Source organism: Streptococcus nakanonensis, assembly GCF_059738785.1.
Window position 1 is genome coordinate 1,138,340 of sequence record NZ_AP027139.1, and the last position, 25,050, is coordinate 1,163,389.

The following is a 25,050-nucleotide window of genomic DNA, read 5'->3' on the forward strand; positions in this document are numbered from 1 at the left end:
TTTTTAAACGATCATTACAGACTTTCTAGCCAAGCTTCGTCTCGAACCTCGATACCAAGTTCTTGTGCTTTTTGCAGTTTACTTCCAGCATCTGCTCCTGCCACGACGAGGTCGGTCTTTTTAGACACACTGCCTGTTACCTTGGCACCCAGACTTTCGAGTTTACTTTTGGCTTCTGAGCGCTTGAGCCGTTCCAATTTCCCAGTCAATACAACGGTCAAACCTGACAAGGCTGCATCTGCTACTACAGTCTGACCTTTATAGTCCAGATTGACCCCAGTTTCTTTCAACTCGTCTAAGAGAATCTTCGATCCTTCTGTCGCAAAATAAGTTTGAAGACTTTTGGCAATCACCCCACCCAGACTTTCAATACTAGCCACTTCCTCTGGATCTGCCTGAGCCAGATTTTCAATTGAATGGAAATGTTGGAGTAAGAGCTGACTAGCCTTGCTTCCTACATGGCGAATTCCCAAACCAAACAAGAGTTTTTCAGCAGAATTTTCCTTAGATGCTTGAATGGCCTGATACAGTTTAGAAGCAGACTTTTCCTTAACCCCCTCTAAAAGTAGGAAATCTTCTTCTTTCAAACGATAAATATCTGCTACATCCTTGACTAGATTGGTAGCAAAAAGCTTCTCAACAATAGATGGACCAAGGCCTGTAATATTCATAGCATCTCGAGAGGCAAAGTGGATCAAACCTTCCATGATTTGGGCAGGGCAACGTGGATTGATACACCGCAGGGCTACTTCATCTTCAAAGTGCAACAAGTCAGAGTCACAACTTGGGCAGTTTGTTGGAATATCTAGTTTCTCTTCAGAAATTCGTTTTGACTCTACTACACGTAAAACAGCAGGGATGATGTCCCCGGCCTTATAGACAATGACCGTGTCGTCCTTACGAATATCTTTTTCAGCAATATAATCCACATTGTGCAGGGTCGCACGGCTAACAGTTGTACCAGCTAGTTGTACTGGTGTTAGATTCGCAGTTGGGGTTACAACTCCCGTACGGCCAACTGTCCAATCAACTGATAAGAGTTGAGCTTCTTTTTCTTCGGCTGGGAATTTGTAGGCCACTGCCCACTTTGGAGCCTTAACAGTAAAGCCGAGTTCTTCTTGACTTGCTAGGTCGTTTACCTTGATCACCACCCCATCGATATCGTAAGGCAGATTGTCTCGATCTTTCCCCACTTCTTGAATAAAATCCCAGATTTCATCTATGTTTTCAGCCAAGATTCGCTTAGGATTGACTACAAAACCGAGTTGTTCTAGGTGCTTCAAAACCTTTTCTTGACTATCTCGAGTTGAAGGGCTGGCTTCTTGATAGAGAAACGTTGCAAGATTGCGCTTGGCAACTACAGCTGTATCTAACTGCCGAAGGGTTCCTGCCGCCGCATTACGAGGATTGGCAAATTCAGGCTCTCCATTTTCTTGGCGAGCTTGGTTGACCTGGTCAAAAGAAGCGCGTGGCATGTAACATTCCCCACGAACTGTAATATCAAGTTCTTCTGGCAAGATCAATGGAATGTCCTTAACACGCTTAAGATTTTCTGTGATATTTTCCCCAATAGAACCATCTCCACGTGTTGCCCCAGCAACTAAAATCCCCTTTTCATAAGTCAGCGAGATAGATAAGCCATCGATTTTCAACTCACAAATATAGGTTGGATGAGCCACTTCCTTACGAACACGCGCATCAAAAGCTTCAAGCTCCTCACGTGAAAAAGCATCCTGCAAACTATAAAGAGGATACTGATGACTATATTTTTCAAAACCATCTAAGACTTTGCCACCAACACGATGGGTCGGACTGTCTGCTAACACTTGATCTGGATAGGCAGTTTCTAACTCGACCAACTCACGGTAAAGGCGATCATACTCATTGTCTGAAACCGACGGATTGTCGCTAGTATAGTACTCAGACGCATAGCGATTGAGCAAGGCGACTAACTCATTCATTCTTTTATTCATAAGACCATTTTACCATAAACTAAGCCCTCCTCACAAACGAGAAGGGCGGAAAAAATACTTAGATTGGAATTATTTTTAAAACTCAAGCAGCCTTATATCAATTTTTCAAAATGAGTTCGAACATAAATAAACGATATACAAGACAAGATGATAACACCACTTCCAATTATCAGGAAAGAAGAGAGATATACACTTGGCAAGACTGTCATAAATCCTTTTGAAATAGGCATAAATAGAATAGCTAAGGTATAAATCGAACTGAGAACTCTACCCAAATATTCACCTTCAACCTTGGTTTGTACTTGAGTAAAAAAGTGAATATTGAAAATCGTCATAAACAGTTCACAAACGAAATTTCCAGAAAAGGAAAGAAAATTTGGAAGTGGTAATCCCATCATAAAAACTCCGACACCTGTCAAAGCCAGTAAAATCAAAAGATTATAAACATTAGCTTTAATCTTACTAGCTAGAAGAGCCCCAATGATGGAACCAATAGCCCCCATAGTTAAAATACTTGCATAGGCTCCTTCTGACCCGTAAAGCTGATTCGAAAAGGGAAGGAGAAATTCAAAAGCTGCAAAAAAGAAATTAACGCTGGAAGCTACCAGCAAAAGGAAAAAAATTTCTTGCTGATGCCAGATATAGTGTAACCCATCCTTGATATCTACAAAAATATCTCTCCCAGTAAAAGCCTTTTTCTCTTGAACTCCTACTTCCTCTTTTGGAAGGAAAGCCACTAGAACAAAAGCAATGAAAAAAGTCAGCGAGTCTAGCAGTAGCGTCATATGGAGACTTGCAAACTGTAAAACAAGGAAGGAAAGAACAGGAGAGCTAACACCTACAACCTGCAAAACCAGCTCTAGGCGAGAGTTATAGATCACAATCTCATCTTTCTCAACAACCTCAGTTATGATAGCTTTATTGGCTGTACGAGAAAAGGCAAAAGCAATTGCCTGAACAATGTTGGCAACAATCAAAGCCCCAATCATCCAGCTATCATTCCTTATGAAAGAAATAGCCAGACAAAGAATCCCGCAAACAAGGTCTGTCGCCATTAAAATCTTACGACGAGAAAAACGGTCTGAAACGACTCCGCCAAAGGGGTTGACAAGAATAGATGTGACGAGTTCAGAAATCTGATACATTCCTAAAACTGTCTGTCCCATAGTCCCCATGGAAGCCAACCAGACACTATTTCCATAATCATAGAGCATATTCCCTATCTTGTTAACAGCTCCACGGCTAATCAACTGTACTGCATAGCGATTCATATAAAAACTCCTCTCAAATTTTGAAACTATTGTATCAAAACCGAAAGGAGCTTTTTTCTTTTTCCCTTATTTGGGAAAATTAATTTTTGATAAATTTTTCGTAGTGTTCCTGATAATAGGCTACTTGCTCTGGAAGACCTAGCACGTCAAAAATATGCATGGCTTCTTGCATTTGGCTACAACCTTCTTTACACTTTCCTTTTTGATATAAGGCAAAACCTTTGAGGTAATGTAAAATATTTCGTTCATACAGACTAATGTTTTTACCAATAATCTTCTCTGTATAAATCTCAAAATAGCTTGCATTGTCAAAAGAAAGATGCTCTAAACAATGCTGGTAACAATTGAGGGCCAAAATCAACACTAATCTCTTATGGCGCCCAATTTCTTGATAAAACTCCTCCCTCTCCATAACTTCTCTACCAATCCGAGTGACATAGTCCACATCGTAGAAACTATAGAGGTTCCCGAAAAGAATCAATTCATACATGGTCCATTCTTCTGTTTTGAAGAGATAATCTGCTACCTTATCCAAATCATCCTGCTTCATCTCATAACTCGAATCTCTTTGACAAATCAGACCTTGTAGCAAAATCCAGTTCAGCTCAAAATAGAGGGGATTTGTCGAACTCTTAGCCTTTTCAAGTTGTTCTCTTTGAAGCTTTTGAAAACCTGCAATATCATTTGAGTAGTAAAGCGGAATAATTTGTCCCATCATGGCAACATGTTCATGATTGTGAAAATTTCTTGCCTTGTCCATGAAATTTTCGATTGTTACATGAATGTTATCCAAAATCTCAAAGAAACGCGAGACTGCTAGGTCAGACTCCCCAAGCTCAAAGCGAGATAACTGAGAGGTTGAACAGGACTCGCCTGCTGCTTCCTTTAAAGAATAATTTCCACTTGTTCGAAATTCACGAAATACTTTTCCAAGATGTTCCATCTTTACACCTGCTCTGATAATTCTTCCCACTCAAGCATAGCTTCTTCCTGACGATGGCTGATTTTGTCCAGCTCAGCCTGTAATTCCATGAGTTTGTCGGCATCGTTTGTTTCCAACATTTGTTCAGAAATGGCTTGACTTTGACTTTCTAACTCTTCGATTTCAACTTCTAGACTTTCAATTTGTCGCATGAGTTTGCGAACTTCTTTTTGACTTTCTTTCTGAGCCTGGTAGTCATTGAGTGTACTTACTTCTTTTGCTTGATTGCTGGTTGAAGCTTCCTCAGTCTGACTCATTTCTACTTCTACTTTCTTCTCAACATAGTAGTCGTAATCTCCCAAGTAAAGAGTCGAACCCTTCTCAGACAATTCCAAAACATGAGTTGCCACACGATTGATAAAGTAACGGTCGTGGCTGACGAATAGAAGAGTTCCATCAAAGTCAATCAAGGCATTTTCCAACACTTCCTTGCTATCAATATCCAAGTGATTGGTCGGCTCGTCAAGAATCAAAAAGTTGTTGTTTTCCATAGACAATTTAGCCAAAAGCAAACGAGCTTTTTCGCCACCAGATAGCATGCCGACTGATTTTTTAACATCATCTCCTGAGAAAAGGAAGGCACCTAGGCGGTTACGGATTTCAACTTCCGGTGTCAATTTGAAATCATTCCAGAGTTCATCCAGAACCGTATTACTTGGTGTCAGCTTGCTTTGAGTTTGGTCATAGTAGCCAACCTCAACATTTGCGCCAAAGCGCTTTTCCCCCTTGATAAAAGGAATCTGATCCACGATTGATTTGATAAAGGTTGACTTGCCAATACCATTGGGACCAACGATAGCGACAGCATTCATCTTACGAAGGTCTAGGTTGATAGGCTCTGACAGGACTTCCCCATCATAGCCAATAGCCGCATTTTCAACAGTCAAAACAACATTGCCCGACGTTTTTTCAGACTGGAAGGTCATGTTGACTGATTTCTTACCAGCTTCAGGCTTGTCCAAACGCTCCATTTTTTCCAGTTGTTTACGACGAGATTGGGCACGTTTGGTCGTTGAAGCTCGGACTAGATTGCGATTGACAAAGTCTTCCAGAGCAGCAATCTCCTTCTGTTGCTTTTCATAGTTTTTTGCCTCAGTAGCTAGCTTTTGCTCTTTCAACTCGACAAAACTAGAGTAATTGCCAACATAACGATCCAAGGAATGCTTGGTCAAATCTAGCGTAATTGTCGCAACCTTATCTAAGAAATAACGGTCGTGGCTGACGATAATGAGGGCGCCACTATAGTTTACCAAGTAATTCTCTAGCCAGGCAATAGTTTCGATATCCAAGTGGTTAGTTGGCTCGTCCAATACCAAGAGATTTGGCTTTTCAAGAAGCATTTTAGCAAGAGCCAGACGGGTATTTTGACCACCAGAAAGCTCGGCAATTTTCATCTGCCACATAGATTCGTCAAACTTGAATCCATTTAAAATCGCTCGAATATCAGCTTCATAGGTAAAGCCACCTGCTTGACGGAAATTCTCAGATAAGCGATCGTAATCTGACATCAGTTTATCCAAATCATCACCAGACTTTTCACCCATCTCCAACTCCATCTGACGCAGTTGTTTCTCCGTCCGACGTAAGTCACCAAAGACAAGAAGCATTTCATCGTAGATGGTATTTTCAGACTCAAAACGGCTATCTTGGGCTAGGTAAGACAGAGAAATATCTTTTTTCTTATTGATTTCTCCACTAGTTGGCTCCTCTTCTCCAACCAAAATCTTCAAAAGAGTAGACTTACCTGCACCATTTTTCCCAACAAGGGCAATCCGGTCTCGTTCATCAACCTGCAGGTTAATATTATCGAAAAGAACCTCTCCTGCAAAAGAACGTTCAATTTTATTAGCTTGTAAAATAATCATACAAGTAGTATAGCATGTTTCCCTAAGGCATTCAAGATAATGGTAAGTATTTTAGCGAAGGATTTGTAACATAAAATAAATTATGTACATTTTATATTACAAACCCTTCGCTATCTTGTTGGATTTTCTAACCAGCTAATCTTGCTTCAAATAGTTATCGCACAAGTCTATTATTTAATTCTTTTCATTATATACGTACGTATAGCAGATTGAAATAAGATGAGAACCAATCGATTGGGGAAGTAAAATTAATTTCTATAGATGTTTTAGAAATTGTTTTGTACTATTTTAGATTCAACTACTATATATACAATATTTTCGGAGCATTCAATTTTTTAACTCTATTTATTACTAGATTTCATAATTAAAAAGCCTACTGACCAAGCTAGAAAGCTTGATACAATAGGCTTTTAAAAGGCTGATTATTTAACAGCGTCTTTAAGAGCTTTACCAGCTTTGAATGCTGGAACTTTAGAAGCTGCAATTGTCATTTCTTTACCAGTTTGTGGGTTGCGACCTTTACGTTCTGCACGCTCACGAACTTCAAAGTTACCAAAACCGATCAATTGAACTTTTTCACCAGCTGCAAGATAGTCAGCTACTGCTGCAAATACAGCTTCAACTGCTGCTGCTGAGTCTTTCTTAGTCAATTCTGTAGCTTCTGCTACTTTAGCGATCAAATCTTGTTTGTTTGCCATGTTAACGATTCCTCCAAATAATTCTAATTAACAAATATAATCATATCCTAAAATCCCTTTTAGGTCAAGTTAAAAACGCTATTTCTTCCCATTTTCTTTATTTTTTTAGGAGTGGTAACGTACCAAAATAGCCCAAGCATTCTCACCTGTGTGCGTTTGAATAATGGAACCCGTTTCCAAAACAGAAATTGGCTGTTCAACATAGGCTTGTAAGCTTTCTTTCATCTCTTTTGCCCAATCAGCACTACCAGAATATGAAATTCCAATCTCTGCTACAGAACGTTCAGCGAGTGATGTTATCAACTCATCTAACCATTTTTTAAAAGTTTTAGCTCCACGACCTTTAACCATTGGCTGCAATTCATGGTCTTTCATTTGCATGACAACACGGATATTGAGAAGTGAACTCAACAATCCAGTTACACGGCCAATTCGCCCACCTTTAACAAGATTTTCCAAAGTTGAAACACCAATATAAAGCTCTGTATTGTTTTTGACCTCTTCTACATGAGATAAAATTGTCTCCATGTCTTTGCCTTCTTGCGCTAATTTTGCAGCCTCAACAACTTGGAATTTCAAGGCTTGGTCAGTGAAGAAACTGTCAATAACTGTTACGTCGGCAGTAGATAGGCTAGCACCTTGACGCGCTGCTTCTACAGTACCCGAAAGAGCATGGGACATATGAATAGCAAGAATCTGGCTACCATCCTTGCATAGGTCTTCAAACACTTCAGCAAAGACACCTACAGGCGGCTGGCTTGTTTTCGGAAGATTCTTACTTGCTTGCATCAAGTGAAGGAATTTACCTTCTTCTTTCAAATCAGCATCAGAATAAACAACATTATCAATCATTACAGATAATGGAACAATTGTAATATCTAATTGCTTTACTAGTTCTGGTTCAATAGTAACAGATGAATCGGTTACAATCTTAATTTTTGTCATAGTATCAATCTTTCTATTTTAGGATTCAGATTGGTTTTCTTACTTCTAATTATATCAAAAAAAGATTAAAAATCCTAATGGAGTCACTCAAATTTTCCTTAAAAATTTGATATAATCTACTTATAAGAAAAGAGGTGTCCTATGATTAAAAAAATTTACCCCATTTTAACCATTTTATTAGGAGCTGCTATTTATGCTTTTGGGCTGACTTATTTTGTAGTTCCTCATCATCTCTTTGAAGGAGGGGCGACAGGTATTACCCTCATCACCTTTTATCTTTTTAAAATCCCTGTTTCGCTCATGAACTTGCTGATTAACATTCCCCTTTTCATCCTAGCTTGGAAAATATTTGGAGCAAAATCTCTCTATTCTAGTTTGCTTGGAACCTTAGCGTTGTCTGCTTGGTTGGCTTTTTTTGAGCGTATTCCCCTTCATATTGACCTTCAAGGTGATTTACTGATCACAGCCCTTATAGCGGGAATCCTATTGGGAATTGGCCTTGGAATTATTTTTAATGCTGGAGGTACAACTGGCGGAACTGATATTCTAGCTCGTATTCTCAACAAATACACTCATATATCAATGGGGAAACTACTTTTTATCTTAGATTTTTGTATTCTCATGCTCATTCTCCTTATCTTCAAGGATTTGAGATTGGTTTCCTACACACTCTTATTTGATTTTATCGTTTCTCGTGTCATTGATTTGATTGGAGAAGGTGGCTATGCTGGTAAAGGCTTTATGATTATTACAAAACGTCCTGACCAACTTGCTAAAGCGATTAATGATGACCTAGGAAGAGGTGTTACTTTCATCTCAGGTCAAGGCTACTACAGCAAAGAAAATTTGAAGATCATCTACTGTATTGTCGGTAGAAATGAAATTGTGAAAATGAAGGAAATGATTCATCGAATCGATCCTCAAGCCTTTATAACTATTACAGAAGCCCACGAAATCCTTGGAGAAGGATTTACCTTTGAAAAAGAATAAAAAGAGGTAGTGTAGTGACCTCAGAAGTTAGACTAAATCATCTATCTTTCAGGTCACAGACAACCTCTTTTTTGTTTACTCAATCTTTTAAGACCAATTCCGAGCTACTTCTTCATCAGTCTTTAACTGATCCACTAATTGGTCAACAGAATCAAATTTTGTCATATCTCGAATGCGATCAAGCCAATAAACCATGACGGTTTCTCCATAAATATCTTGATTAAAATCAAAAATATTGACTTCAAAACGTGCTTCTTCTCCATCAAAGGTCACATTTTTCCCGACACTAGCCATAGCACGATACTTCTGTCTTTGAATCTCAACATCAACGACATAAACGCCATCTGCTGGCATATAAGTACGGTCTAAAAGCACTAAATTAGCTGTTGGATAACCAATCGTACGACCACGAGCATTACCATGAACCACCATACCTCTTGATGGAAGCGGTGCCCCCAAAAGTTCCCCTGCTTCTTTCACATTTCCGTCCAAAATAGCTTGACGGATACGAGTTGAACTAATCTTTCCTTTCTCATCTTCTACAGGTGGTACAATGATAACTTCTCCATCAAAGTAATCCTTTAAGTCTTCTGCCGTTTTTTGGTCAGAACCAAATGTATAATCAAAACCTGCAACAATAATTTTGGCATTCATAGCCTTGATATAAGTTGCAAAAAATTCTTCTGCCGTGAGACTAGCGAATTGACTACTAAAATCAAGGAGATATAATTCTTCTACACCTTCACGCTTTAATTTTCTCTCGCGTTCAGCAGGGTTCAAAATATGTAAAAACAGATCAGGATGATAAGGCTCTAAAGCGATCTTTGGAGATTCATTAAAGGTCATAACGACGATAGGCAATAAATCCTTTCTCGCAGCCTTATTGGCAACACGAAATAATTCTTGATGCCCCTTGTGTATACCATCAAAATAGCCAAGGACTACGACTGAATCAGATGGTGTGCCAATATCTTTTTGGTTTTTTATAGGAATAGTAATAATCATAAAATAATTATATCATAGCGATAGCTATTTCTGGAACAGAAAATCTGAAATATCGTTTTTTTCACCTGAAGTGTACCTGTTTTCAAAAAGCACTTCACTCGATTGTTGCTTAACTATGAACTTTGCAATATTCTTCTCAAAAACTTGTAGAACATCTTCAAAATTTTGAAAGGAGTGATTAGACTTGTTCAGTAACCATAAAGTGTCATACTATGCTTATGTATGAAAAAGCAATGCAACTAACTCCTGAGAACTTTAAATTACTAATTGGTGCCGAAAAGGTAGAATTTAGAATCGAGGTACACCTATGGCTGTAAAATTTACAAAATGAGACAACTTGGGCAAGATGTTTGAAGAATTTCCTAAACTCCCTGATTTGAAGCAAGTCACTTTCCCTGATGACAAAGAAAAAGCCAAAGCAGCAAAGAAAAACTAGATGACTGCTTTCCAACAACTCCCATCTAATGTGCTTCAGACTGGAGCTATTTTTCTCTCCATCTGTTAGCTTGGATTCTCAGACAGTTTCAGCTAAAGAATATCTTTTCCCTTATCAGAAGAAACGAATCAAGCCATTCAGACAAGTGAAGGGACGACAAGCCAATATTTGAAACCAGATACCAGTTCTTATAGTCAATTGAAATAAAATCTGAAGAAATCGAGTAGGAAACTCAAATCAATTTTTAACAGTGTTCTATTCCAGATTCAATCCACTATACATATTAAAAAGTATGGGTACCAAAACAAAAAAACAGGCTCTCCGAAAACTCGGAAAGCCTTAATTTATGCTATTTCTAGCTTCCTCGCCTTTACAGTTCAAGGCTCGGTATAAAAAGGTTCACTGGACCTTTTTATTTAGCGATTGGATAAACAGAAACTTGTTTTTTATCGCGTCCTTTACGTTCAAAGCGTACTACGCCTTCAACTTTAGCGAACAAAGTATCGTCTCCACCACGTCCAACGTTTACACCTGGATAGATGTGTGTACCACGTTGACGGTAAAGGATTGATCCACCTGTTACAGTCTGTCCGTCAGCTGCTTTAGCTCCAAGACGTTTTGCTTGTGAATCACGTCCGTTTGATGTAGAACCTCCACCTTTTTTGTGGGCGAAAAGTTGCAAGTTGTTAAGAGTCATTTTTAACATAATGTTTTCCTCCGTGTTAGTTTTCTGTGATAACTCTGGTTTGGACGAACTCTGAAGAGTTCTCCGATAAGTTTGCCATACCTAAGAAAAATGATTCAAAGAATAACTGAGTCATTTCTCTCTGGTGTGAAGGAAGATCTTTTGGAATTTCAACCATCAGATAGCCACCTTCATCTTTGTTTAATTCTAGGATTGGTTCGTAGCCTGCAAATTTCTCAATGGAATTGATAAAGTTAATGGCAAGCGTAGAAACCGATGCACACACGACATCTAAGCCGTATTCGCCACTCTCGGCGTGTCCAGTAATTTCCGCACTCCTCAGCTCGCCATCTTCGGCTCTCTCAAAGACTGCTTGTATCATGTGTTCTCCTTAAAATTAAGCGTTGATTGCGTTGATGACAACTTTTGTATATGGTTGACGGTGACCTTGTTTACGGTGGCTACCTTTTTTAGGTTTGTACTTGTAAGTAACAACTTTCTTTTGTTTTCCTTGTTTTTCAACAGTTCCAACTACAGTAGCTCCAGCAACAAGTGGAGTTCCGACAACAGTGTTTTCACCACCAACAAGAACAACTTCGTTAAAAGTAACTTCTTGACCAGCTTCAACGTTCAATTTTTCAACGTAAACTGCTTGACCAACTTCAACTTTAACTTGTTTTCCGCCAGTTTTGATAATTGCGTATGTGCTCATTATGCACCTCCTATGATTTTTATGGGTTTCCCCGATTTTTTGTGAAGACTCGCCTAGCATCGTGGGACGAACCACTTAAACTTGAATAATCAAGCAACGATGTTCGTGCGGTTGCACAGGATCGTGCATAGTCAACTCTTCAAGTATAGCATATCTCCTATTTTCTTACAAGTAATAACACCTAAAATCACGCTTTTTCTTTTACTTTTTTCTGCCAAGAGGCAAAAAGCATGCTAAGGTAAAAAATACTCATCATAATAGGAACACCAAGAATAGTCTTTTCATGATAGAAAATCGTCAAATAGGCTGAAAAGACAACACCAAGGACAAAACTACTAAGCAGGCTAACAAATATGAACCCTTCACGCAAAAAAGGAGTGTGCTTGGTCCGGAAATAATCTCCAAAAGCCAACATGGTCCGTTTGATATTCCCTGTCATAAAGGCATTATTGTAAGCAATACCCGACACTTCTCCAAAAGCAGTTGTCACCAGTCCCATACAGAAGGCCAAGGGCGGCACTAGATAGATATTATCCACAGTTTGCGGCACAAAACCAATAACTATTGATAAGATTGCCAAAGGAATCAGTGACAGAATTGGCTTTTTCACAATTCTCAATTTTTCCTTATAAATGGTTAGTAAAAAAACTCCCAGCATAAACGCTATTAAGGTTAAAAGCTTATCCCTAACATCCGAAACATTATTCTGTATTAGCTCTACCGAAAGAAAGACAACATTTCCAGTTTGTCCAGCTACAAGGGTATTCCCGCGAACAATAAAAGTGTAAGCATCCACATATCCAGCACAAAACGTCAAAAAAAGTGCTAACCTTTTAGACTGACGTGATATTTTTCTTATAGGTAATAACCTCATTTTCCCTCCCATTGTATTTTCTCTTAGAATATTGTACCATTTTCTTTCTAAAAAATCGTAGGCTACCATTTAGATTTTACTATTAGCATAATAATAGATAACTATTTATCCAAAAATAGATAGAGATAACATGTTTGTAAACAAAGCGAACCTTTGGTAAAATCATTTCCATGAAACTAGAATAGAGCCTCTCTTAGCAAAAATCATTATTTTAATTTATTTCTAATCACTCCTTGACATAAATAACTCTTACCAATAAAAGACTATGTCTAAAAAAAATGGTATAATAAAATCAATACTTGGGCTTGATGGCTATGCTACTAATAACAATTAGGAGAGAAAATCAGGCACTTGTTAACAACAAGGATTATCCCCTTGAAACGAAAGGAATCTTAAAAATCTTATGATGAACATGCAAAACATGATGCGCCAAGCACAAAAACTTCAAAAACAAATGGAACAAAGTCAAGCTGAACTTGCAGCTATGCAATTTGTTGGCAAATCTGCTCAAGACCTTGTCCAAGCGACCTTAACTGGAGATAAGAAAGTTGTCAGCATTGATTTCAATCCAGCTGTCGTTGACCCAGAGGACCTTGAAACTCTTTCTGATATGACCGTTCAAGCCATCAACTCTGCTCTTGAACAAATCGATGAAACTACCAAGAAAAAACTGGGTGCTTTCGCTGGGAAATTGCCATTCTAAAAACAAGGACCTAGAACAATACTTGTCGATAACAAAGGCTAAGAAAGGTGCAAAAATTATAAAAAACGCATAATAGCAGGTGTCAAAAACACTCAATATTATGCGTTTTCTAATGAAAAAATTCTCTTTTCATACTCATTTAATACTCTTCAAAAATCAAATTCAAACCATATCAGCGTCGGCTTGTCGTACTCAAGTACTGCCTGCGCCTATCTTTCTAGTTTGCTCTTTGATTTTTATTGAGTATAAAATCCAAAAGGGAATTTATCGTTTTACGGACATATATATTACAGATTTCTATAGGTCGTATATAGACAGGATATCATCGCTTGGAAGTTGTCCTTTTTGACACCAATCAGTAATTTAGTCCCCAGGAGTTAATGGCAGTGCTTTTCGTACATAGTTTCATAACTACAGTATAGCATAGTATATCGCTTTATAGTTTTCACTATTGATGAACTGCTTGGGCCGCCGTGATAAGGGTCAACTTGTAGACATCATCTGCATTACATCCACGAGAAAGGTCGTTAACTGGCTTGTTCAAACCTTGCAAAACAGGGCCTACAGCCGCAAATCCACCAAGACGTTCGGCCATCTTGTAACCGATATTTCCTGCCTCGATACCTGGGAAGATGAAGACATTTGCTTGACCAGCTACTGTACTTCCAGGAGCTTTCAGAGCTGCAGTTTCGGGAACAAAGGCCGCATCAAATTGCAACTCACCATCGATTTCAAGGTCAGGACGCAAGTCGTGAGCAATTTTAGTTGCTTCTACAACCTTATCGACGCTCTCACCAAACCCTGAACCTTTAGTAGAATAGCTTAGCATAGCAATTTTAGGTTCGATACCAAACATCTTAGCTGTGATTGCTGAGTTGATGGCAATTTCAGCCAAAGCTTCCGCATCTGGATTGATATTGATAGCACAGTCTCCAAATAGGTAACGTTCAGAGCCACGAACCATGAGGAAGGCTCCTGAAGTACGAGTCACATTTGGACGAGTTTTGATGATTTGTAGGGCTGGGCGAACTGTTGAAGCTGTTGAGTGAATAGCTCCAGATACCATTCCATCAACCAAGCCCAAGTAAACCAACATAACACCAAAATAGTTGACATCTTCAACCAAAACCTTGCGTGCATCTTCTTCAGACATTTTGCCCTTGCGACGCTCCACCAATGCAACAACCATTTCTTCAAATTGAGGATAATGTTGAGGGTCAATAACTTCATAACCATCCATGATCCCTTCGATTTCAAGATAAATTTTAATTTTTTCAGGATTTCCAAGCAAGACTGGAATAACATCTGTTTCTTTTACCAAGCGTTTAGTTGCTTGCAGAATACGAGGCTCTTCCCCTTCAGGGAGAACAATACGAGCATTTTTACCAACAAGGTTGGCTTTGAGACTTTCAAAAACTTCCATGAGTTTTCTCCTTTAAGATAATAATTATACTCTGAAACAGTTTTTATAGAGTATTAGTTGATAACTGAGTAATAAGGTTACTGAAATCATCCGGCAAGGAACTTTCTAACTGCAAGTCTTGCTCTAAAAATGGATGATAGAAGGATAGGTAATGGCAATGCAGGGCCTGACGTTGAATGCCATCGTCCAGACTACCACCATACAAGTCATCTCCCAACAAAGGAAAACCAATATGAGAAAAATGGACTCGGATTTGGTGGGTTCGTCCAGTATGCAGGCGAATGTCGACCAAGTGGATATTTCCATAAGAAGCTACAATCTTGTATGAAGTATGGGCATACTTTCCGCCTTTAGCCACTCGTCTGGTAATAATGGAATCTTCATCACGCGCAATCGGAGCAATAATTTCCCCTTCTGGCTCCAAATGTCCATCTCCCTTAACCAAAGCAAAGTAGCGTTTCTCGATAGATTTCTTCTGCAACTGCTTGTCTAATCGTGCATGGGCATAACCATGCTTGGCAAAGAGCATCAAGCCAGAAGTGTCCCTATCTAGTCTGGTAACAATGTGAACCTGCTGATTTTCATAATTTTGCTTGACATAGTAACCCTTGATAAAATTGGCAATGGTATTAGAGTGATTGACACTAGGAATAGAAGCCACTCCATAGGGTTTATTCAAGACTAGAAAGTGGTCATCCTCATAGAGAATATCTAATGGAAGCTCAATAGCCTCCAAGGTTTCAAAGCCTTCCTCAGCGGGAATATCGATAGTAACGCGGTCCCCAAGATCCAATAGATGGGTTGCATTTTGTGGTTGGTCATTGACCAGAATAGCCCCACCTCGAAACTTAATCTTGGCCAGAAGCCCCTTAGAAACCTCGTGCTTTTTTAAGAAGGTCTTAACCTTGACATGCTCATCTGCGATAAATTCAAACCTCATTCGTCCACCTCGCCGATAAAAGCATCCTTAACGCGGTTCCAGAAGCTGGTATGGCTAGGAGTCGCGACAAAGTGAATCTTATGATGATCAATTTGATACTCGATTCGCTCGATACTACGAAAAGAATAGACACTATTGTCAACCGAAATGGTGTGGTAATCATTTCTTGTTGGAATGAGTTCAATCTTATCCTTCTTAGGCACAATAATGGACGAACCCAGCGTTCGATAGACACGATTATTAAGGCTGGCAATTTCCGTCAACTGAAGAGCTTCAATGGTAGGATGTAACACTGCACCGCCAAGAGACTTGTTATAAGCCGTACTACCAGTCGGCGTTGAAACTGTTAGCCCGTCTCCACGAAAACGCTCAAAGGGAACACCATTGATGACAATATCTGCCACCATGGTTCGATCAGACCTGCGGATACTGGCTTCATTGAGGGCACGAAAAATCTTGACCTCTCCATTTCCAAGAAAAACCTTCACATTTAGAACAGGGTAAGAAACCCTTGCTCCGGTATCTAGCTGCAAATTGATCATTAACTTATCCAACTCAAAATCACGATAATCGGTATAAAAGCCCAGATGTCCTGTATGAAGACCGATAAAGCGTACCTTATCAAGTTGGTCTTCGTACTTATGAAAGGCCGACAAGAGCATGCCATCTCCACCAATGGAAATGACAATGTCCGGACTGCTATCATTGAGTATAAACTGATTTCTCTTCAAACGATCTCGCAATTCATACAAAACCCTTTGGCTCTGCGGTTTTCTATTAGCTATCAGATCAATTCGTTTACCTGTATTCTTCATCTGTATCGTCACTGTTTCCTACACCGTCATTTAATTTTCTACTCAAAGGATCAAAAAGTGCCTGGGCTTCTTGGATATCATCACGAATTTTACCCATTTCTTCATCCAACTGATGGGCAATTTTGGCAGTAATTTCCAATCGCTTCTTAATCTCCTCTGGGAAATCCCCTTGATATTTGTAGTTGAGAGAATGTTCTATCGTTGCCCAGAAATTCATGGCCAAAGTACGTATTTGAATTTCTGCTAAAATAGTCTTGGCTCCATTGATGGTGTCAACCATATATTCTACTACCACATGATAGGAACGGTAGCCTGAAGCCTTTCGATGAGTAATGTAATCTCGCTCCTGTATGATACGCATATCCTGACGCTTACGCAAAATAGCTACAACTTCTTGGACGTCATCTACAAACTGGACCATCACACGTAAACCAGCAATATCCTGTAAATCGTGTTCTAAGGTCGCATAAGTAATGCCACGACGAGCCATTTTTTCTTTGATACTCTCAATTGGCTTGACTCGACCAGTCACAAACTCAATCGGAGAATGCTTATTTTGCTTACGATATTGCTTACGAATACCACGAAGTTTAATCTTTAACTCACCAACAGCTTGAATGTAAGGATCTAGAAATTCTTCCCATTCTAAGGTCATATATTCTCCCTTGTTCTCATATTATCCGTCAAAAATATCTTTGATTTTTTCTCCAGATTCATATACAATAAATACAATGCTTATTATACCATAAATCCGCTTTCAACGATAAAGAAAAGGTAAGAAAAATGAAACATTTAGAAATTGAATTGAAAACACTATTGAAAAAAGATGAGCATGATCGTCTAAAAGACCAGTTCACAGGTGTCACTCCTGTTCTTCAAAAAAATTACTACATCGACACACCTGATTTTGAGCTGCGAGAAAAGAAAGTTGCTATGCGCATTCGAACCTTTGAAGACTGGGCAGAATTGACACTCAAAGTCCCACAAAGTGTTGGGAACATGGAATACAACCAAAAATTGCAACTAAAAGATGCTGAGAACTATCTGAGTAAGGAAGAACTTCCTCAAGGGCTGGTTCTTGATGAATTGGCTAAACATGGTATCCAAACTAGTGAATGGCAGGTTCTTGGTTGTCTAACAACGCTTCGCTATGAAATGCAAACAGCTATCGGTCTCATGGCTCTGGATGAAAGTCAATACTTTGATATGACGGATTACGAATTGGAGCTTGAAGTGGAAAATCACGAGCAAGGCAAACAGGATTTCCAACAATTTTTAGAGAAAAATCAGATTTCCTATCAAAAAGCTCCTTCAAAATTGGTTCGATTTGTCAAAAGTATGAAAAATAGCTGAAATAATCTCCATTTTTTGGTAAAATAGAAAAGATAAAAATACACAAATCCCAGTTCATATATGTAAGGCAAATATCACTAGGATTTATAAAGTTTACAGAGGACGGTCTATAATGTCAGATAGAAAAAACATGAAACTTTTCGCACTCAACTCTAACCAAGAGATTGCACAGAAAATTGCTGAAGCTGTTGGTGTCCCACTTGGAAAACTATCATCACGTCAATTTTCAGACGGAGAAATCCAAGTGAATATCGAAGAAAGTGTTCGTGGTTATGATGTTTACATCATCCAATCAACAAGTTTCCCTGTTAACAACCACCTAATGGAATTGTTGATCATGGTTGACGCTTGTGTGCGCGCAAGTGCCCACAGTATCAACGTTGTCCTTCCATATTTTGGCTATGCACGTCAAGACCGCATTGCTTGTCCTCGTGAGCCACTTACAGCAAAACTAGTTGCCAATATGCTGGTTAAGGCTGGAGTTGATCGTATCCTGACTCTTGATTTGCATGCCGTTCAGGTTCAAGGTTTCTTTGATATTCCAGTGGATAATCTTTTCACTGTTCCCCTATTTGCAAAACATTACTGCGATAAGGGACTACTCGGTTCAGATGTTGTTGTCGTTAGCCCTAAAAATTCAGGTGTCAAACGTGCGCGTAGCTTGGCTGAATATCTTGATGCTCCTATCGCCATTATCGACTATCCTCAAGACGATGCAACTCGCAACGAAGGTTATATCATTGGTGATGTTGAAGGTAAGAAAGCTATCTTGATTGATGATATTTTAAATACAGGACGTACCTTCTCTGAAGCTGCTAAAATCGTTGAACGTGAAGGAGCTACAGAAATTTATGCTGTTTCTAGCCACGGTCTCTTCGTTGAGGGAGCTGCTGAACTTCTTGACAATACTAAGATTAAAGAAATTCTTGTGACTGATTCAGTAGCAACAAAAGAAAAAACTCCTAAAAACGTATGCTACATCACTGCTAGTGAGTTAATTGGTGATGCCATCGTCCGTATCCACGAAAGAAAACCAGTCAGCCCACTCTTTGCCTACAACAAAAAGAAATAAGGTGATCCTTTGATTTATTTGGACAATGCTGCGACGACTCCTATGTCAGCAGTTGCTATTTCAGCTATGACCAAGGTTATGCAAGAAACCCATGGAAACCCTTCTAGTATTCATGGGCATGGCCGTCAAGCTGGCAAACTCTTGCGAGAAGCCCGTCAGGAACTAGCTCAGTTACTGGGGACAAAACCTCAACATATCTTTTTCACTTCTGGTGGGACTGAGGGCAACAATACTGCTATCATTGGCTACTGCCTTCGTCACCAAGAACGAGGAAAACATATTATCACAACTGCCATCGAGCACCATGCTGTCCTTGAAACCATTGATTACTTGGTTCAACACTTTGGGTTTGAAGCAACCATTATCCAGCCAGAAAATCAAGAAATCACCGCTCAGCAAATTCAAGAGGCCTTACGTGACGATACGATTTTGGTTTCTACCATGTTTGCCAATAATGAGACTGGAAACCTACTGCCCATTGCTGAAATTGGCCAAATACTCAAGCAACACCCAGCCGCCTATCATGTCGATGCAGTTCAGGCTATTGGTAAAATCCCTATACACCCAGAAAAATTGGGCATTGATTTTCTCACTGCTTCTGCCCACAAGTTCCATGGTCCTAAGGGAATCGGCTTTCTCTACGCATCTAGCATGGATTTTGATTCCTATCTACATGGCGGAGACCAAGAACAGAAAAAACGTGCAGGAACTGAAAATTTAGCTGCCATCGTAGGCATGGTTGCAGCCCTAAAAGAGGACCTCGAAAAGCAAGAAGAACATTTTCAACATGTACAAAATCTAGAAACTGCCTTTCTGGCAGAGCTAGAGGGCATTCAATATTACTTGAATAGAGGAGACCATCATCTCCCTTATGTTCTCAATATTGGATTTCCTGGTCAGAAAAATGACCTCTTACTCCTTCGTCTAGATTTGGCTGGAATTTCAATCTCTACTGGCTCAGCCTGCACTGCAGGTATTGTACAAGTAAGCCATGTTCTTGAAGCCATGTACGGGGCAAATTCAGAACGCTTGAAGGAATCCGTTCGTATCAGTTTGTCGCCACAAAATACCGTTGAAGACCTACAAACCCTAGCAAAAACCTTAAAAGAAATTATCGGAGGTTAGCCATATGGCATTTGAAAAAACCATTCAGTTAAAAAATTGTCATTACGACTACACTCTTAGCCCTTCTGTTAAAAAATTCACCCTCAAAGATAACACCTTTTTTGAAACAAAGATTGGTAACTACGAACTAACTCGCCTACTTGAAAAAGTGCCAAACAGCGGTGAAGGCTTCCAACTCAAAATCATCATTAACAAGGAACTTACAGGGGCTAAAATCAATATCACTGACAAGTTTGGGCTACGTCTGGTTGATATTTTCAAATCAGAAGACCACCATATTCATCAGGAAAAATTCTATTTCCTCATGGATAGCTTGGTAGAGCGTGGTGTCTTTACAAAATCAGAAAGATAAAGCCAAAATGTTTGAACTGACCTATAAGGATAACTATCATGTAGAGCGTACTCTCAAGTACGAAGATTATGAGGAACTCATGCTGGCTTTGTCAGGATGTGTGACCCTACCAGATACACTTTATGTGACTTCTCTGACTTTTAAGGACCAGAAAGTTTATCAGGGCCTGGTCGGAGACCTCTACCGTTTTCTATCACATGCAGATTTTTTACATCAAAACTAAGATTTTTCTTAGTTTTTTCTTGTTTTTGTTGATTTTTTCACAATGTTTCTATAAAATAGAAGAATAGAAAGGTTGTGATTTTGTGAAAGATAAACAGTCTGCTATTCCAAAAGCTACAGCAAAAAGACTCTCCCTATACTATCGAATTTTTAAGAGATTTCATGCAGAAAAGATTGAACGTGCCAACTCTAAACAAATTGCAGAGGCTATCGGTATTGATTCAGCGACCGTACGTCGTGATTTTTCCTATTTTGGTGAACTTGGTCGTCGTGGTTTTGGCTATGATGTCAAAAAACTAATGACATTTTTTGCCGATTTGCTCAATGATAACTCTATTACCAATGTCATGCTGGTTGGTATTGGAAATATGGGCCATGCCCTTCTCCACTACCGCTTTCATGAGCGTAACAAGATGAAGATTATCATGGCCTTTGACCTAGATGACCACCCTGAAGTCGGTAGCCAAACTCCTGATGGGATTCCCATTTACGGAATTTCACAAATCAAGGATAAAATCAAGGATGCTGATGTGAAGACTGCTATCCTGACAGTTCCCAGCGTCAAGTCACAAGAGGTTGCCAATCTCTTGGTGGATGCTGGCGTGAAAGGAATTCTCAGTTTTTCACCAGTCCATCTGCATTTACCAAAGGACGTGGTCGTTCAGTATGTCGATTTGACAAGTGAACTCCAAACCCTCCTCTATTTCATGCGAAAAGAGGATTAGAAAGCGAAAATCATTTTATGAAAAAACCAGTTATAGGGATTACAGGAAACGAAAAAACTCATCCAGATGATGACATCATGATGAGCTACGCAGCAAAAGGCTTTGTTGAAGGCGTTAAAGACGCTGGAGGGATTCCCATCATCCTACCGATTGGTGATCAAGAAATGGCTAGCCACTATATCAGTATGATTGACAAGCTCATCTTGACAGGTGGGCAAAATGTTGATCCAAAATTCTATGGTGAACCAAAAACCATCGATAGCGATGACTACCACCTTCAAAGGGATATCTTTGAACTGGCCCTCATCAAGGAAGCTATTAAACAGAAAAAGCCAATTTTTTCTGTCTGCCGTGGAACTCAACTCTTTAACGTTGCCATGGGTGGAACTTTGTACCAAGATATCGAAGACCATTGGCAGGATTGTTCTGCTGAGTACACAACTCAACGCTTGGCGACAGAACCAGATACCGTTCTCCGAGAAATCTATGGAGAAATTTCCCATATTAACTCCTTCCACCATCAGAGCATTAAGGATTTAGCACCTAACTTAAAGATTGCGGCTCATGATCCTAAGGATGGCATTATTGAAGCTGTCATGAGTACGGATGATGTCTCCTTTCTCGGTGTCCAATGGCATCCAGAGTTTCTTTTTGAAAATCGTCCCAAAGATAAAAACCTCTTTGACTATATCGTTAATGAACTTTAGATTAAATCTGTCTTTTCACGATAGCTAAAATAACTGGAGTGAGAGACAATCAAATGGTCCAAGAGGACAATGCCCATCAGGTCGCAGGCTTCCTTGACAAGCTTAGTGACATGATCATCATTTCGGCTAGGGGCTACCGCTCCTGAAGGATGATTGTGAACTAAGATGAGAGAGGTCGCCATATGCTTGATAGCATAGTGAAGAATCTCTCGAGGCTCAGCGATACTACGAGTTGCAGAACCGATAAAAATGGTCTGTTGATGGATGATTTGATTTTGAGTATTGAGATAGAGCGCCACCAAGTGCTCTTGTTTTTTATGTCCCAACTCCTGTTGCATCTTCTTGGCTAACTTTTGACTGCTGAGAATACTTTCCATCTCAAGGGTCTCGTATTTGTGAATACGATGGCCCAGTTCAATCATAGCTTGCAACTCTATAGCCTTAACACGCCCGATACCAGACAGACTCTGCAATTCCTGCAGGGTCATTTTTTTCAAATCCGTTAGGCTTGAAAGGTTGTTCAAAACTTTCTGGGCAATTTCAAAGACGCTATCCTGACGTGTTCCAGTCCTAAGTAAAATAGCTAGCAACTCTTGATTACTGAGCGCTTCTACTCCTTCCTTGGCCAGTCTTTCTCTTGGCAATAGTGAATCTTCTTGGAATGAAATACTATACATAAAAATCCTCCTCACTTTATTATTCGTGAGAAGGATGGAAAATTAGATTTTTTTCTCAATTGGAGCCACACTGGCTAAAAGTTTTTTCAAACCTACTTCTGGGAAATTGATTTTCAATTCCTGAGTTGCACCACTACCTGAAACTTCCAGAACGGTTCCCTCTCCCCATTTCTTGTGGAGGGCAATATCACCAATGGACCAATTTGTCTCACTAGAAGCTGATTTTGTGCCAGCTGTAAATTGACCAAATGGAAGGCCGCTTGACTGGATAGTTTTTGGAGCCGCACCGCGTTTACGGTCTTGGAGGGCCTGCGCCAAACTCATACCTTGACCGAAGGCAAGGCCACCACTACTATATGATGCTTTAAAGCTTGTATTTGCTGGACGAGCCAGACCTTGATACTCAAGTAAGTCTGAACTGATTTCGTTAATAAAACGAGTCGGACGGTTGTAGTTGGTACGACCAAAAAGCAGGCGTGAGTTGGCATTGGTCAGATAGAGAATTTTCTCTGCACGCGTGATTCCTACATAGGCTAGACGGCGTTCTTCTTCTAGTTCATCTTGATCTTCAGCCGCACGGCTAAGCGGGAAGACATTTTCTTCCATCCCAATCAAAAAGACAACTGGAAACTCAAGACCTTTGGCAGCATGCAGGGTCATCAAGGTCACTTCTGATGTCTCCTGACTTCCTGAATCTGTATCCGCAATCAAGGCCAAGTCATTTAAGAAACGACTCAGTTTATCCAGACCAGTTTCCTCTTCTGGACCATCAGAGGTGTCATCAAAGTTTTTCGTCACAGAAAGGAACTCTTCGATATTTTCAACCCGAGCCTTACTTTCCAGAGTTGCTTGGGCATTAAGAATATCGACGTAACCCGTTTTTTCTAGAACCGCCTCAACCAACTCAGTAATGCTTAAGTGATCCAGTTGCTCTCGCAAATTCAGAATCATATTGGCAAAATTCCAGATAGACTGATCTGCCTTACCCTTGATACCTGACAACATGATGTTTGCAGAAGCATCTAGCATGGACATATCTTGCATATTCGCAAAGTCACGGATTTTCTCAACTGTACCTGGCCCAATTCCACGTTTCGGTTCGTTGATAATACGCTCAAAACTGATATTGTCACTCAAATTAGCAATGAGGTTGAGGTAAGCGATAATATCACGAATTTCCTTACGGCTGTAGAACTTGGTTCCGCCAACCATGGTATAAGGGATATTTGACTTGAGCAAGGCTTCCTCAATAGTACGGGACTGCGCATTAGTCCGATAGAGAACTGCAAAATCCTTGTGAAGGAAGTTTTGACTCCGACCAAGTTCATCGATGGTTCTGGCTACAAATACAGCCTCATCTAGCTCATCATCGGCACGATAGTAAACGATTTGCTCCCCATCAGCATTTTGGGTCCAGAGATTCTTAGGACGGCGATTTTTATTGTTTTTAATGACCTCGTTGGCCGCTTGCAGAATAGTTTTAGTTGAACGGTAATTCTCCTCCAACAAAACAACCTTGGCTTGGGGATAATCCTTTTCGAAGTCCAAGATATTCTGCATATCAGCACCACGCCAACCGTAGATAGACTGGTCCGCATCCCCAACCACACAGATGTTTTTAAAGCGCGAAGCCAAGAGTTTGACCAATTGGTACTGGGCATGGTTGGTATCTTGGTACTCATCAACGTGGATGTATTGGAATTTCTGTTGATAGTAAGTCAAAACATCAGGATTTTGATCAAAGAGACGCAAGGTCAGCATAATCAAATCATCAAAGTCAACCGACTCCGACTGACGCAGTTCTTTTTGGTAAGCCGTGTAACACTGGGCCACGATTTGCGTATACATATCGCCAGCTTGAGCAGCATAAGCCACATCATCAATCAAATCATTCTTGGCATTTGAAATGGTCCCTAAGATGCTCCGTTCATTCCATTTTTTAGGATCCAAGTTCAACTGCTTGAGAATACGTTTCATGAGCGTTCGCTGCTCCCCTGGATCGACAATAGTAAAATTACGATTGTAGCCAATATGGTCCGCATCGCGACGCAAAATACGAACACACATGGAGTGGAAGGTCGCAATCAGACAGTCCTGAGTGGCTGGATTGAGGCTATAAGCACGCTCCTTCATCTCACGCGCAGCCTTGTTGGTAAAGGTAATGGCCAAGATATTCCAAGGATTGACCAGCTTTTCATCAATCAAATAAGCGATACGGTGGGTCAAAACTCGGGTCTTTCCAGAACCAGCCCCCGCCATGATTAACAAGGGTCCTTCTGTCGTTTGCACCGCCTCAGCCTGACGGTCATTCATTCCATTTAATAATGCGTTCATCTTCTCTTCCTTACTCTTGAAGTCAATATTTCTATTATATCAGAAATAAGGAAAAATAGAAACTTTACGGGGAGTAGCAAAATATAGTGGATTGAAACTAGAATACTACACTGTAGGTTTCTAAAACACTCAACTCTTTCACTCAATTTTTTCATAAACTAGCTCA

26 protein-coding genes, 2 pseudogenes and 1 other annotated feature are annotated in these 25,050 nt (G+C 39.9%); of the genes and pseudogenes, 11 read left to right on the forward strand and 17 right to left on the reverse strand.

Annotated features, from left to right (window positions below; all coding sequences use genetic code 11):
* Nucleotides 1-14: 14 nt before the first annotated feature.
* From ligA to AC6I9F_RS05495, 6 genes are all read right to left on the reverse strand, one after another.
* The gene (gene ligA / locus AC6I9F_RS05470) at nucleotides 15-1,973 is read right to left on the reverse strand and encodes an NAD-dependent DNA ligase LigA (protein ID WP_498020940.1); all 1,959 of its coding nucleotides are present in this window, start codon (nucleotides 1,971-1,973) and stop codon (nucleotides 15-17) included.
* Nucleotides 1,974-2,065: 92 nt separating this feature from the next.
* Complete coding sequence (locus AC6I9F_RS05475) at nucleotides 2,066-3,244, reverse strand: MFS transporter (RefSeq protein WP_498020942.1); 1,179 nt, start codon at nucleotides 3,242-3,244, stop codon at nucleotides 2,066-2,068.
* A 79-nt stretch (nucleotides 3,245-3,323) separates the two neighbouring features.
* Nucleotides 3,324-4,187 (reverse strand): Rgg family transcriptional regulator, encoded by an 864-nt coding sequence (locus AC6I9F_RS05480; protein ID WP_498020944.1) that lies wholly within the window; start codon nucleotides 4,185-4,187, stop codon nucleotides 3,324-3,326.
* 2 nt (nucleotides 4,188-4,189) lie between these two features.
* Nucleotides 4,190-6,091 carry an ABC-F family ATP-binding cassette domain-containing protein gene (locus tag AC6I9F_RS05485; protein WP_498020945.1) on the reverse strand — a complete coding sequence of 634 codons (1,902 nt, stop codon included), beginning with the start codon at nucleotides 6,089-6,091 and terminating at the stop codon, nucleotides 4,190-4,192.
* A 422-nt stretch (nucleotides 6,092-6,513) separates the two neighbouring features.
* Nucleotides 6,514-6,789, reverse strand: coding sequence for an HU family DNA-binding protein (locus AC6I9F_RS05490; protein ID WP_001284639.1), 276 nt, complete (start codon nucleotides 6,787-6,789; stop codon nucleotides 6,514-6,516).
* Between the two features lie 105 nt (nucleotides 6,790-6,894).
* Nucleotides 6,895-7,734: a DegV family protein gene (locus tag AC6I9F_RS05495; protein WP_498020957.1), complete on the reverse strand. Its 840-nt coding sequence runs from the start codon at nucleotides 7,732-7,734 to the stop codon at nucleotides 6,895-6,897.
* A gap of 141 nt (nucleotides 7,735-7,875) precedes the next feature.
* Between AC6I9F_RS05495 and AC6I9F_RS05500 the strand changes: the two genes are divergently transcribed.
* Nucleotides 7,876-8,724: a YitT family protein gene (locus AC6I9F_RS05500; protein WP_000592063.1), complete on the forward strand. Its 849-nt coding sequence runs from the start codon at nucleotides 7,876-7,878 to the stop codon at nucleotides 8,722-8,724.
* 87 nt (nucleotides 8,725-8,811) lie between these two features.
* Here the strand turns inward: AC6I9F_RS05500 and AC6I9F_RS05505 are convergent, their stop codons facing one another.
* The gene (locus AC6I9F_RS05505) at nucleotides 8,812-9,729 is read right to left on the reverse strand and encodes a bifunctional riboflavin kinase/FAD synthetase (protein WP_265477858.1); all 918 of its coding nucleotides are present in this window, start codon (nucleotides 9,727-9,729) and stop codon (nucleotides 8,812-8,814) included.
* 436 nt (nucleotides 9,730-10,165) lie between these two features.
* On the opposite strand from AC6I9F_RS05505, the pseudogene AC6I9F_RS05510 reads away from it, so the two are divergent.
* Together AC6I9F_RS05510 and AC6I9F_RS05515 are read left to right on the forward strand one after the other, a co-directional pair.
* Nucleotides 10,166-10,228, forward strand: a pseudogene (locus AC6I9F_RS05510) (permease); the annotation flags it as partial.
* Nucleotides 10,224-10,357, forward strand: a pseudogene (locus tag AC6I9F_RS05515) (TIGR03943 family putative permease subunit); the annotation flags it as partial. The pseudogenes AC6I9F_RS05510 and AC6I9F_RS05515, both read left to right, overlap by 5 nt.
* A gap of 220 nt (nucleotides 10,358-10,577) precedes the next feature.
* Here the strand turns inward: AC6I9F_RS05515 and rpmA are convergent.
* The 4 genes from rpmA to AC6I9F_RS05535 all read right to left on the reverse strand — a co-directional run bounded on the left by rpmA (nucleotide 10,578) and on the right by AC6I9F_RS05535 (nucleotide 12,448).
* On the reverse strand, nucleotides 10,578-10,871 hold the full coding sequence (gene rpmA / locus AC6I9F_RS05520) for a 50S ribosomal protein L27 (protein WP_000916509.1): 294 nt from the start codon (nucleotides 10,869-10,871) through the stop codon (nucleotides 10,578-10,580).
* Nucleotides 10,872-10,887: 16 nt separating this feature from the next.
* Nucleotides 10,888-11,232, reverse strand: a complete 345-nt coding sequence (locus AC6I9F_RS05525; protein WP_050269755.1) for a ribosomal-processing cysteine protease Prp — start codon at nucleotides 11,230-11,232, stop codon at nucleotides 10,888-10,890.
* A 15-nt stretch (nucleotides 11,233-11,247) separates the two neighbouring features.
* Nucleotides 11,248-11,562: a 50S ribosomal protein L21 gene (gene rplU / locus AC6I9F_RS05530; protein ID WP_000109141.1), complete on the reverse strand. Its 315-nt coding sequence runs from the start codon at nucleotides 11,560-11,562 to the stop codon at nucleotides 11,248-11,250.
* 35 nt (nucleotides 11,563-11,597) lie between these two features.
* Nucleotides 11,598-11,685 (reverse strand) — a sequence feature (ribosomal protein L21 leader region).
* Between the two features lie 64 nt (nucleotides 11,686-11,749).
* Nucleotides 11,750-12,448 (reverse strand): YoaK family protein, encoded by a 699-nt coding sequence (locus AC6I9F_RS05535; RefSeq protein ID WP_498023191.1) that lies wholly within the window; start codon nucleotides 12,446-12,448, stop codon nucleotides 11,750-11,752.
* Nucleotides 12,449-12,839: 391 nt separating this feature from the next.
* Here AC6I9F_RS05535 and AC6I9F_RS05540 point away from each other — a divergent pair, with 391 nt between their 5' ends.
* Entirely contained in the window at nucleotides 12,840-13,139 is a 300-nt protein-coding gene (locus tag AC6I9F_RS05540) for a YbaB/EbfC family nucleoid-associated protein (protein WP_000981526.1), read from the forward strand.
* 448 nt (nucleotides 13,140-13,587) lie between these two features.
* Here the strand turns inward: AC6I9F_RS05540 and pta are convergent, their stop codons facing one another.
* Genes pta through yjbM form a run of 4 tightly spaced genes read right to left on the reverse strand, consistent with a single transcriptional unit; the run spans nucleotide 13,588 to nucleotide 16,972 of the window.
* Nucleotides 13,588-14,562, reverse strand: a complete 975-nt coding sequence (gene pta, locus AC6I9F_RS05545; RefSeq protein WP_498020969.1) for a phosphate acetyltransferase — start codon at nucleotides 14,560-14,562, stop codon at nucleotides 13,588-13,590.
* Nucleotides 14,563-14,605: 43 nt separating this feature from the next.
* Nucleotides 14,606-15,502: an RluA family pseudouridine synthase gene (locus AC6I9F_RS05550; protein ID WP_498020970.1), complete on the reverse strand. Its 897-nt coding sequence runs from the start codon at nucleotides 15,500-15,502 to the stop codon at nucleotides 14,606-14,608.
* Nucleotides 15,499-16,317 (reverse strand): NAD kinase, encoded by an 819-nt coding sequence (locus AC6I9F_RS05555; protein ID WP_498020972.1) that lies wholly within the window; start codon nucleotides 16,315-16,317, stop codon nucleotides 15,499-15,501. Before AC6I9F_RS05555 ends, AC6I9F_RS05550 begins: the two co-directional genes overlap by 4 nt.
* On the reverse strand, nucleotides 16,301-16,972 hold the full coding sequence (yjbM, locus tag AC6I9F_RS05560) for a GTP diphosphokinase (protein WP_000171684.1): 672 nt from the start codon (nucleotides 16,970-16,972) through the stop codon (nucleotides 16,301-16,303). The genes AC6I9F_RS05555 and yjbM overlap by 17 nt, the downstream gene beginning before the upstream one ends.
* Nucleotides 16,973-17,100: 128 nt before the next feature.
* On the opposite strand from yjbM, the gene AC6I9F_RS05565 reads away from it, so the two are divergent.
* From AC6I9F_RS05565 to AC6I9F_RS05595, 7 genes are all read left to right on the forward strand, one after another.
* Entirely contained in the window at nucleotides 17,101-17,670 is a 570-nt protein-coding gene (locus AC6I9F_RS05565) for a CYTH domain-containing protein (protein WP_498020974.1), read from the forward strand.
* A gap of 112 nt (nucleotides 17,671-17,782) precedes the next feature.
* On the forward strand, nucleotides 17,783-18,742 hold the full coding sequence (locus tag AC6I9F_RS05570; protein WP_001283809.1) for a ribose-phosphate diphosphokinase: 960 nt from the start codon (nucleotides 17,783-17,785) through the stop codon (nucleotides 18,740-18,742).
* Between the two features lie 9 nt (nucleotides 18,743-18,751).
* Nucleotides 18,752-19,867 carry a cysteine desulfurase family protein gene (locus tag AC6I9F_RS05575; RefSeq protein WP_498020976.1) on the forward strand — a complete coding sequence of 372 codons (1,116 nt, stop codon included), beginning with the start codon at nucleotides 18,752-18,754 and terminating at the stop codon, nucleotides 19,865-19,867.
* 4 nt (nucleotides 19,868-19,871) lie between these two features.
* Nucleotides 19,872-20,219: a DUF1831 domain-containing protein gene (locus AC6I9F_RS05580; protein WP_498020978.1), complete on the forward strand. Its 348-nt coding sequence runs from the start codon at nucleotides 19,872-19,874 to the stop codon at nucleotides 20,217-20,219.
* Nucleotides 20,220-20,226: 7 nt separating this feature from the next.
* On the forward strand, nucleotides 20,227-20,442 hold the full coding sequence (locus AC6I9F_RS05585; RefSeq protein ID WP_414392866.1) for a DUF4649 family protein: 216 nt from the start codon (nucleotides 20,227-20,229) through the stop codon (nucleotides 20,440-20,442).
* Nucleotides 20,443-20,524: 82 nt separating this feature from the next.
* Nucleotides 20,525-21,166 (forward strand): redox-sensing transcriptional repressor Rex, encoded by a 642-nt coding sequence (locus tag AC6I9F_RS05590; protein ID WP_000653414.1) that lies wholly within the window; start codon nucleotides 20,525-20,527, stop codon nucleotides 21,164-21,166.
* 17 nt (nucleotides 21,167-21,183) lie between these two features.
* The gene (locus AC6I9F_RS05595) at nucleotides 21,184-21,873 is read left to right on the forward strand and encodes a gamma-glutamyl-gamma-aminobutyrate hydrolase family protein (RefSeq protein WP_498020981.1); all 690 of its coding nucleotides are present in this window, start codon (nucleotides 21,184-21,186) and stop codon (nucleotides 21,871-21,873) included.
* Here the strand turns inward: AC6I9F_RS05595 and radC are convergent.
* Both radC and pcrA read right to left on the reverse strand, forming a co-directional pair.
* Nucleotides 21,870-22,550, reverse strand: a complete 681-nt coding sequence (radC, locus tag AC6I9F_RS05600; RefSeq protein ID WP_498020982.1) for a RadC family protein — start codon at nucleotides 22,548-22,550, stop codon at nucleotides 21,870-21,872. The two genes, AC6I9F_RS05595 and radC, sit on opposite strands and share 4 nt — an antisense overlap.
* 42 nt (nucleotides 22,551-22,592) lie before the next feature.
* Nucleotides 22,593-24,884, reverse strand: coding sequence for a DNA helicase PcrA (gene pcrA, locus AC6I9F_RS05605; RefSeq protein ID WP_498020984.1), 2,292 nt, complete (start codon nucleotides 24,882-24,884; stop codon nucleotides 22,593-22,595).
* Between the last annotated feature and the right edge of the window lie 166 nt (nucleotides 24,885-25,050).

Bases quoted from the DNA above. Each gene is read 5' to 3' on its own strand.
- AC6I9F_RS05480 (WP_498020944.1), bottom strand. From the start codon at position 4,187: ATGGAACATCTTGGAAAAGTATTTCGTGAATTTCGAACAAGTGGAAAT.
- AC6I9F_RS05505 (WP_265477858.1), bottom strand. From the start codon at position 9,729: ATGATTATTACTATTCCTATAAAAAACCAAAAAGATATTGGCACACCA.
- pta (WP_498020969.1), bottom strand. From the start codon at position 14,562: ATGGAAGTTTTTGAAAGTCTCAAAGCCAACCTTGTTGGTAAAAATGCT.
- ligA (WP_498020940.1), bottom strand. From the start codon at position 1,973: ATGAATAAAAGAATGAATGAGTTAGTCGCCTTGCTCAATCGCTATGCG.
- AC6I9F_RS05500 (WP_000592063.1), top strand. From the start codon at position 7,876: ATGATTAAAAAAATTTACCCCATTTTAACCATTTTATTAGGAGCTGCT.
- AC6I9F_RS05585 (WP_414392866.1), top strand. From the start codon at position 20,227: ATGTTTGAACTGACCTATAAGGATAACTATCATGTAGAGCGTACTCTC.
- yjbM (WP_000171684.1), bottom strand. From the start codon at position 16,972: ATGACCTTAGAATGGGAAGAATTTCTAGATCCTTACATTCAAGCTGTT.
- AC6I9F_RS05565 (WP_498020974.1), top strand. From the start codon at position 17,101: ATGAAACATTTAGAAATTGAATTGAAAACACTATTGAAAAAAGATGAG.
- AC6I9F_RS05540 (WP_000981526.1), top strand. From the start codon at position 12,840: ATGATGAACATGCAAAACATGATGCGCCAAGCACAAAAACTTCAAAAA.
- AC6I9F_RS05580 (WP_498020978.1), top strand. From the start codon at position 19,872: ATGGCATTTGAAAAAACCATTCAGTTAAAAAATTGTCATTACGACTAC.
- AC6I9F_RS05525 (WP_050269755.1), bottom strand. From the start codon at position 11,232: ATGATACAAGCAGTCTTTGAGAGAGCCGAAGATGGCGAGCTGAGGAGT.
- AC6I9F_RS05550 (WP_498020970.1), bottom strand. From the start codon at position 15,502: ATGAGGTTTGAATTTATCGCAGATGAGCATGTCAAGGTTAAGACCTTC.
- radC (WP_498020982.1), bottom strand. From the start codon at position 22,550: ATGTATAGTATTTCATTCCAAGAAGATTCACTATTGCCAAGAGAAAGA.
- AC6I9F_RS05485 (WP_498020945.1), bottom strand. From the start codon at position 6,091: ATGATTATTTTACAAGCTAATAAAATTGAACGTTCTTTTGCAGGAGAG.
- AC6I9F_RS05570 (WP_001283809.1), top strand. From the start codon at position 17,783: ATGTCAGATAGAAAAAACATGAAACTTTTCGCACTCAACTCTAACCAA.
- rplU (WP_000109141.1), bottom strand. From the start codon at position 11,562: ATGAGCACATACGCAATTATCAAAACTGGCGGAAAACAAGTTAAAGTT.
- AC6I9F_RS05475 (WP_498020942.1), bottom strand. From the start codon at position 3,244: ATGAATCGCTATGCAGTACAGTTGATTAGCCGTGGAGCTGTTAACAAG.
- AC6I9F_RS05535 (WP_498023191.1), bottom strand. From the start codon at position 12,448: ATGGGAGGGAAAATGAGGTTATTACCTATAAGAAAAATATCACGTCAG.
- AC6I9F_RS05595 (WP_498020981.1), top strand. From the start codon at position 21,184: ATGAAAAAACCAGTTATAGGGATTACAGGAAACGAAAAAACTCATCCA.
- pcrA (WP_498020984.1), bottom strand. From the start codon at position 24,884: ATGAACGCATTATTAAATGGAATGAATGACCGTCAGGCTGAGGCGGTG.
- AC6I9F_RS05555 (WP_498020972.1), bottom strand. From the start codon at position 16,317: ATGAAGAATACAGGTAAACGAATTGATCTGATAGCTAATAGAAAACCG.
- AC6I9F_RS05495 (WP_498020957.1), bottom strand. From the start codon at position 7,734: ATGACAAAAATTAAGATTGTAACCGATTCATCTGTTACTATTGAACCA.
- AC6I9F_RS05490 (WP_001284639.1), bottom strand. From the start codon at position 6,789: ATGGCAAACAAACAAGATTTGATCGCTAAAGTAGCAGAAGCTACAGAA.
- rpmA (WP_000916509.1), bottom strand. From the start codon at position 10,871: ATGTTAAAAATGACTCTTAACAACTTGCAACTTTTCGCCCACAAAAAA.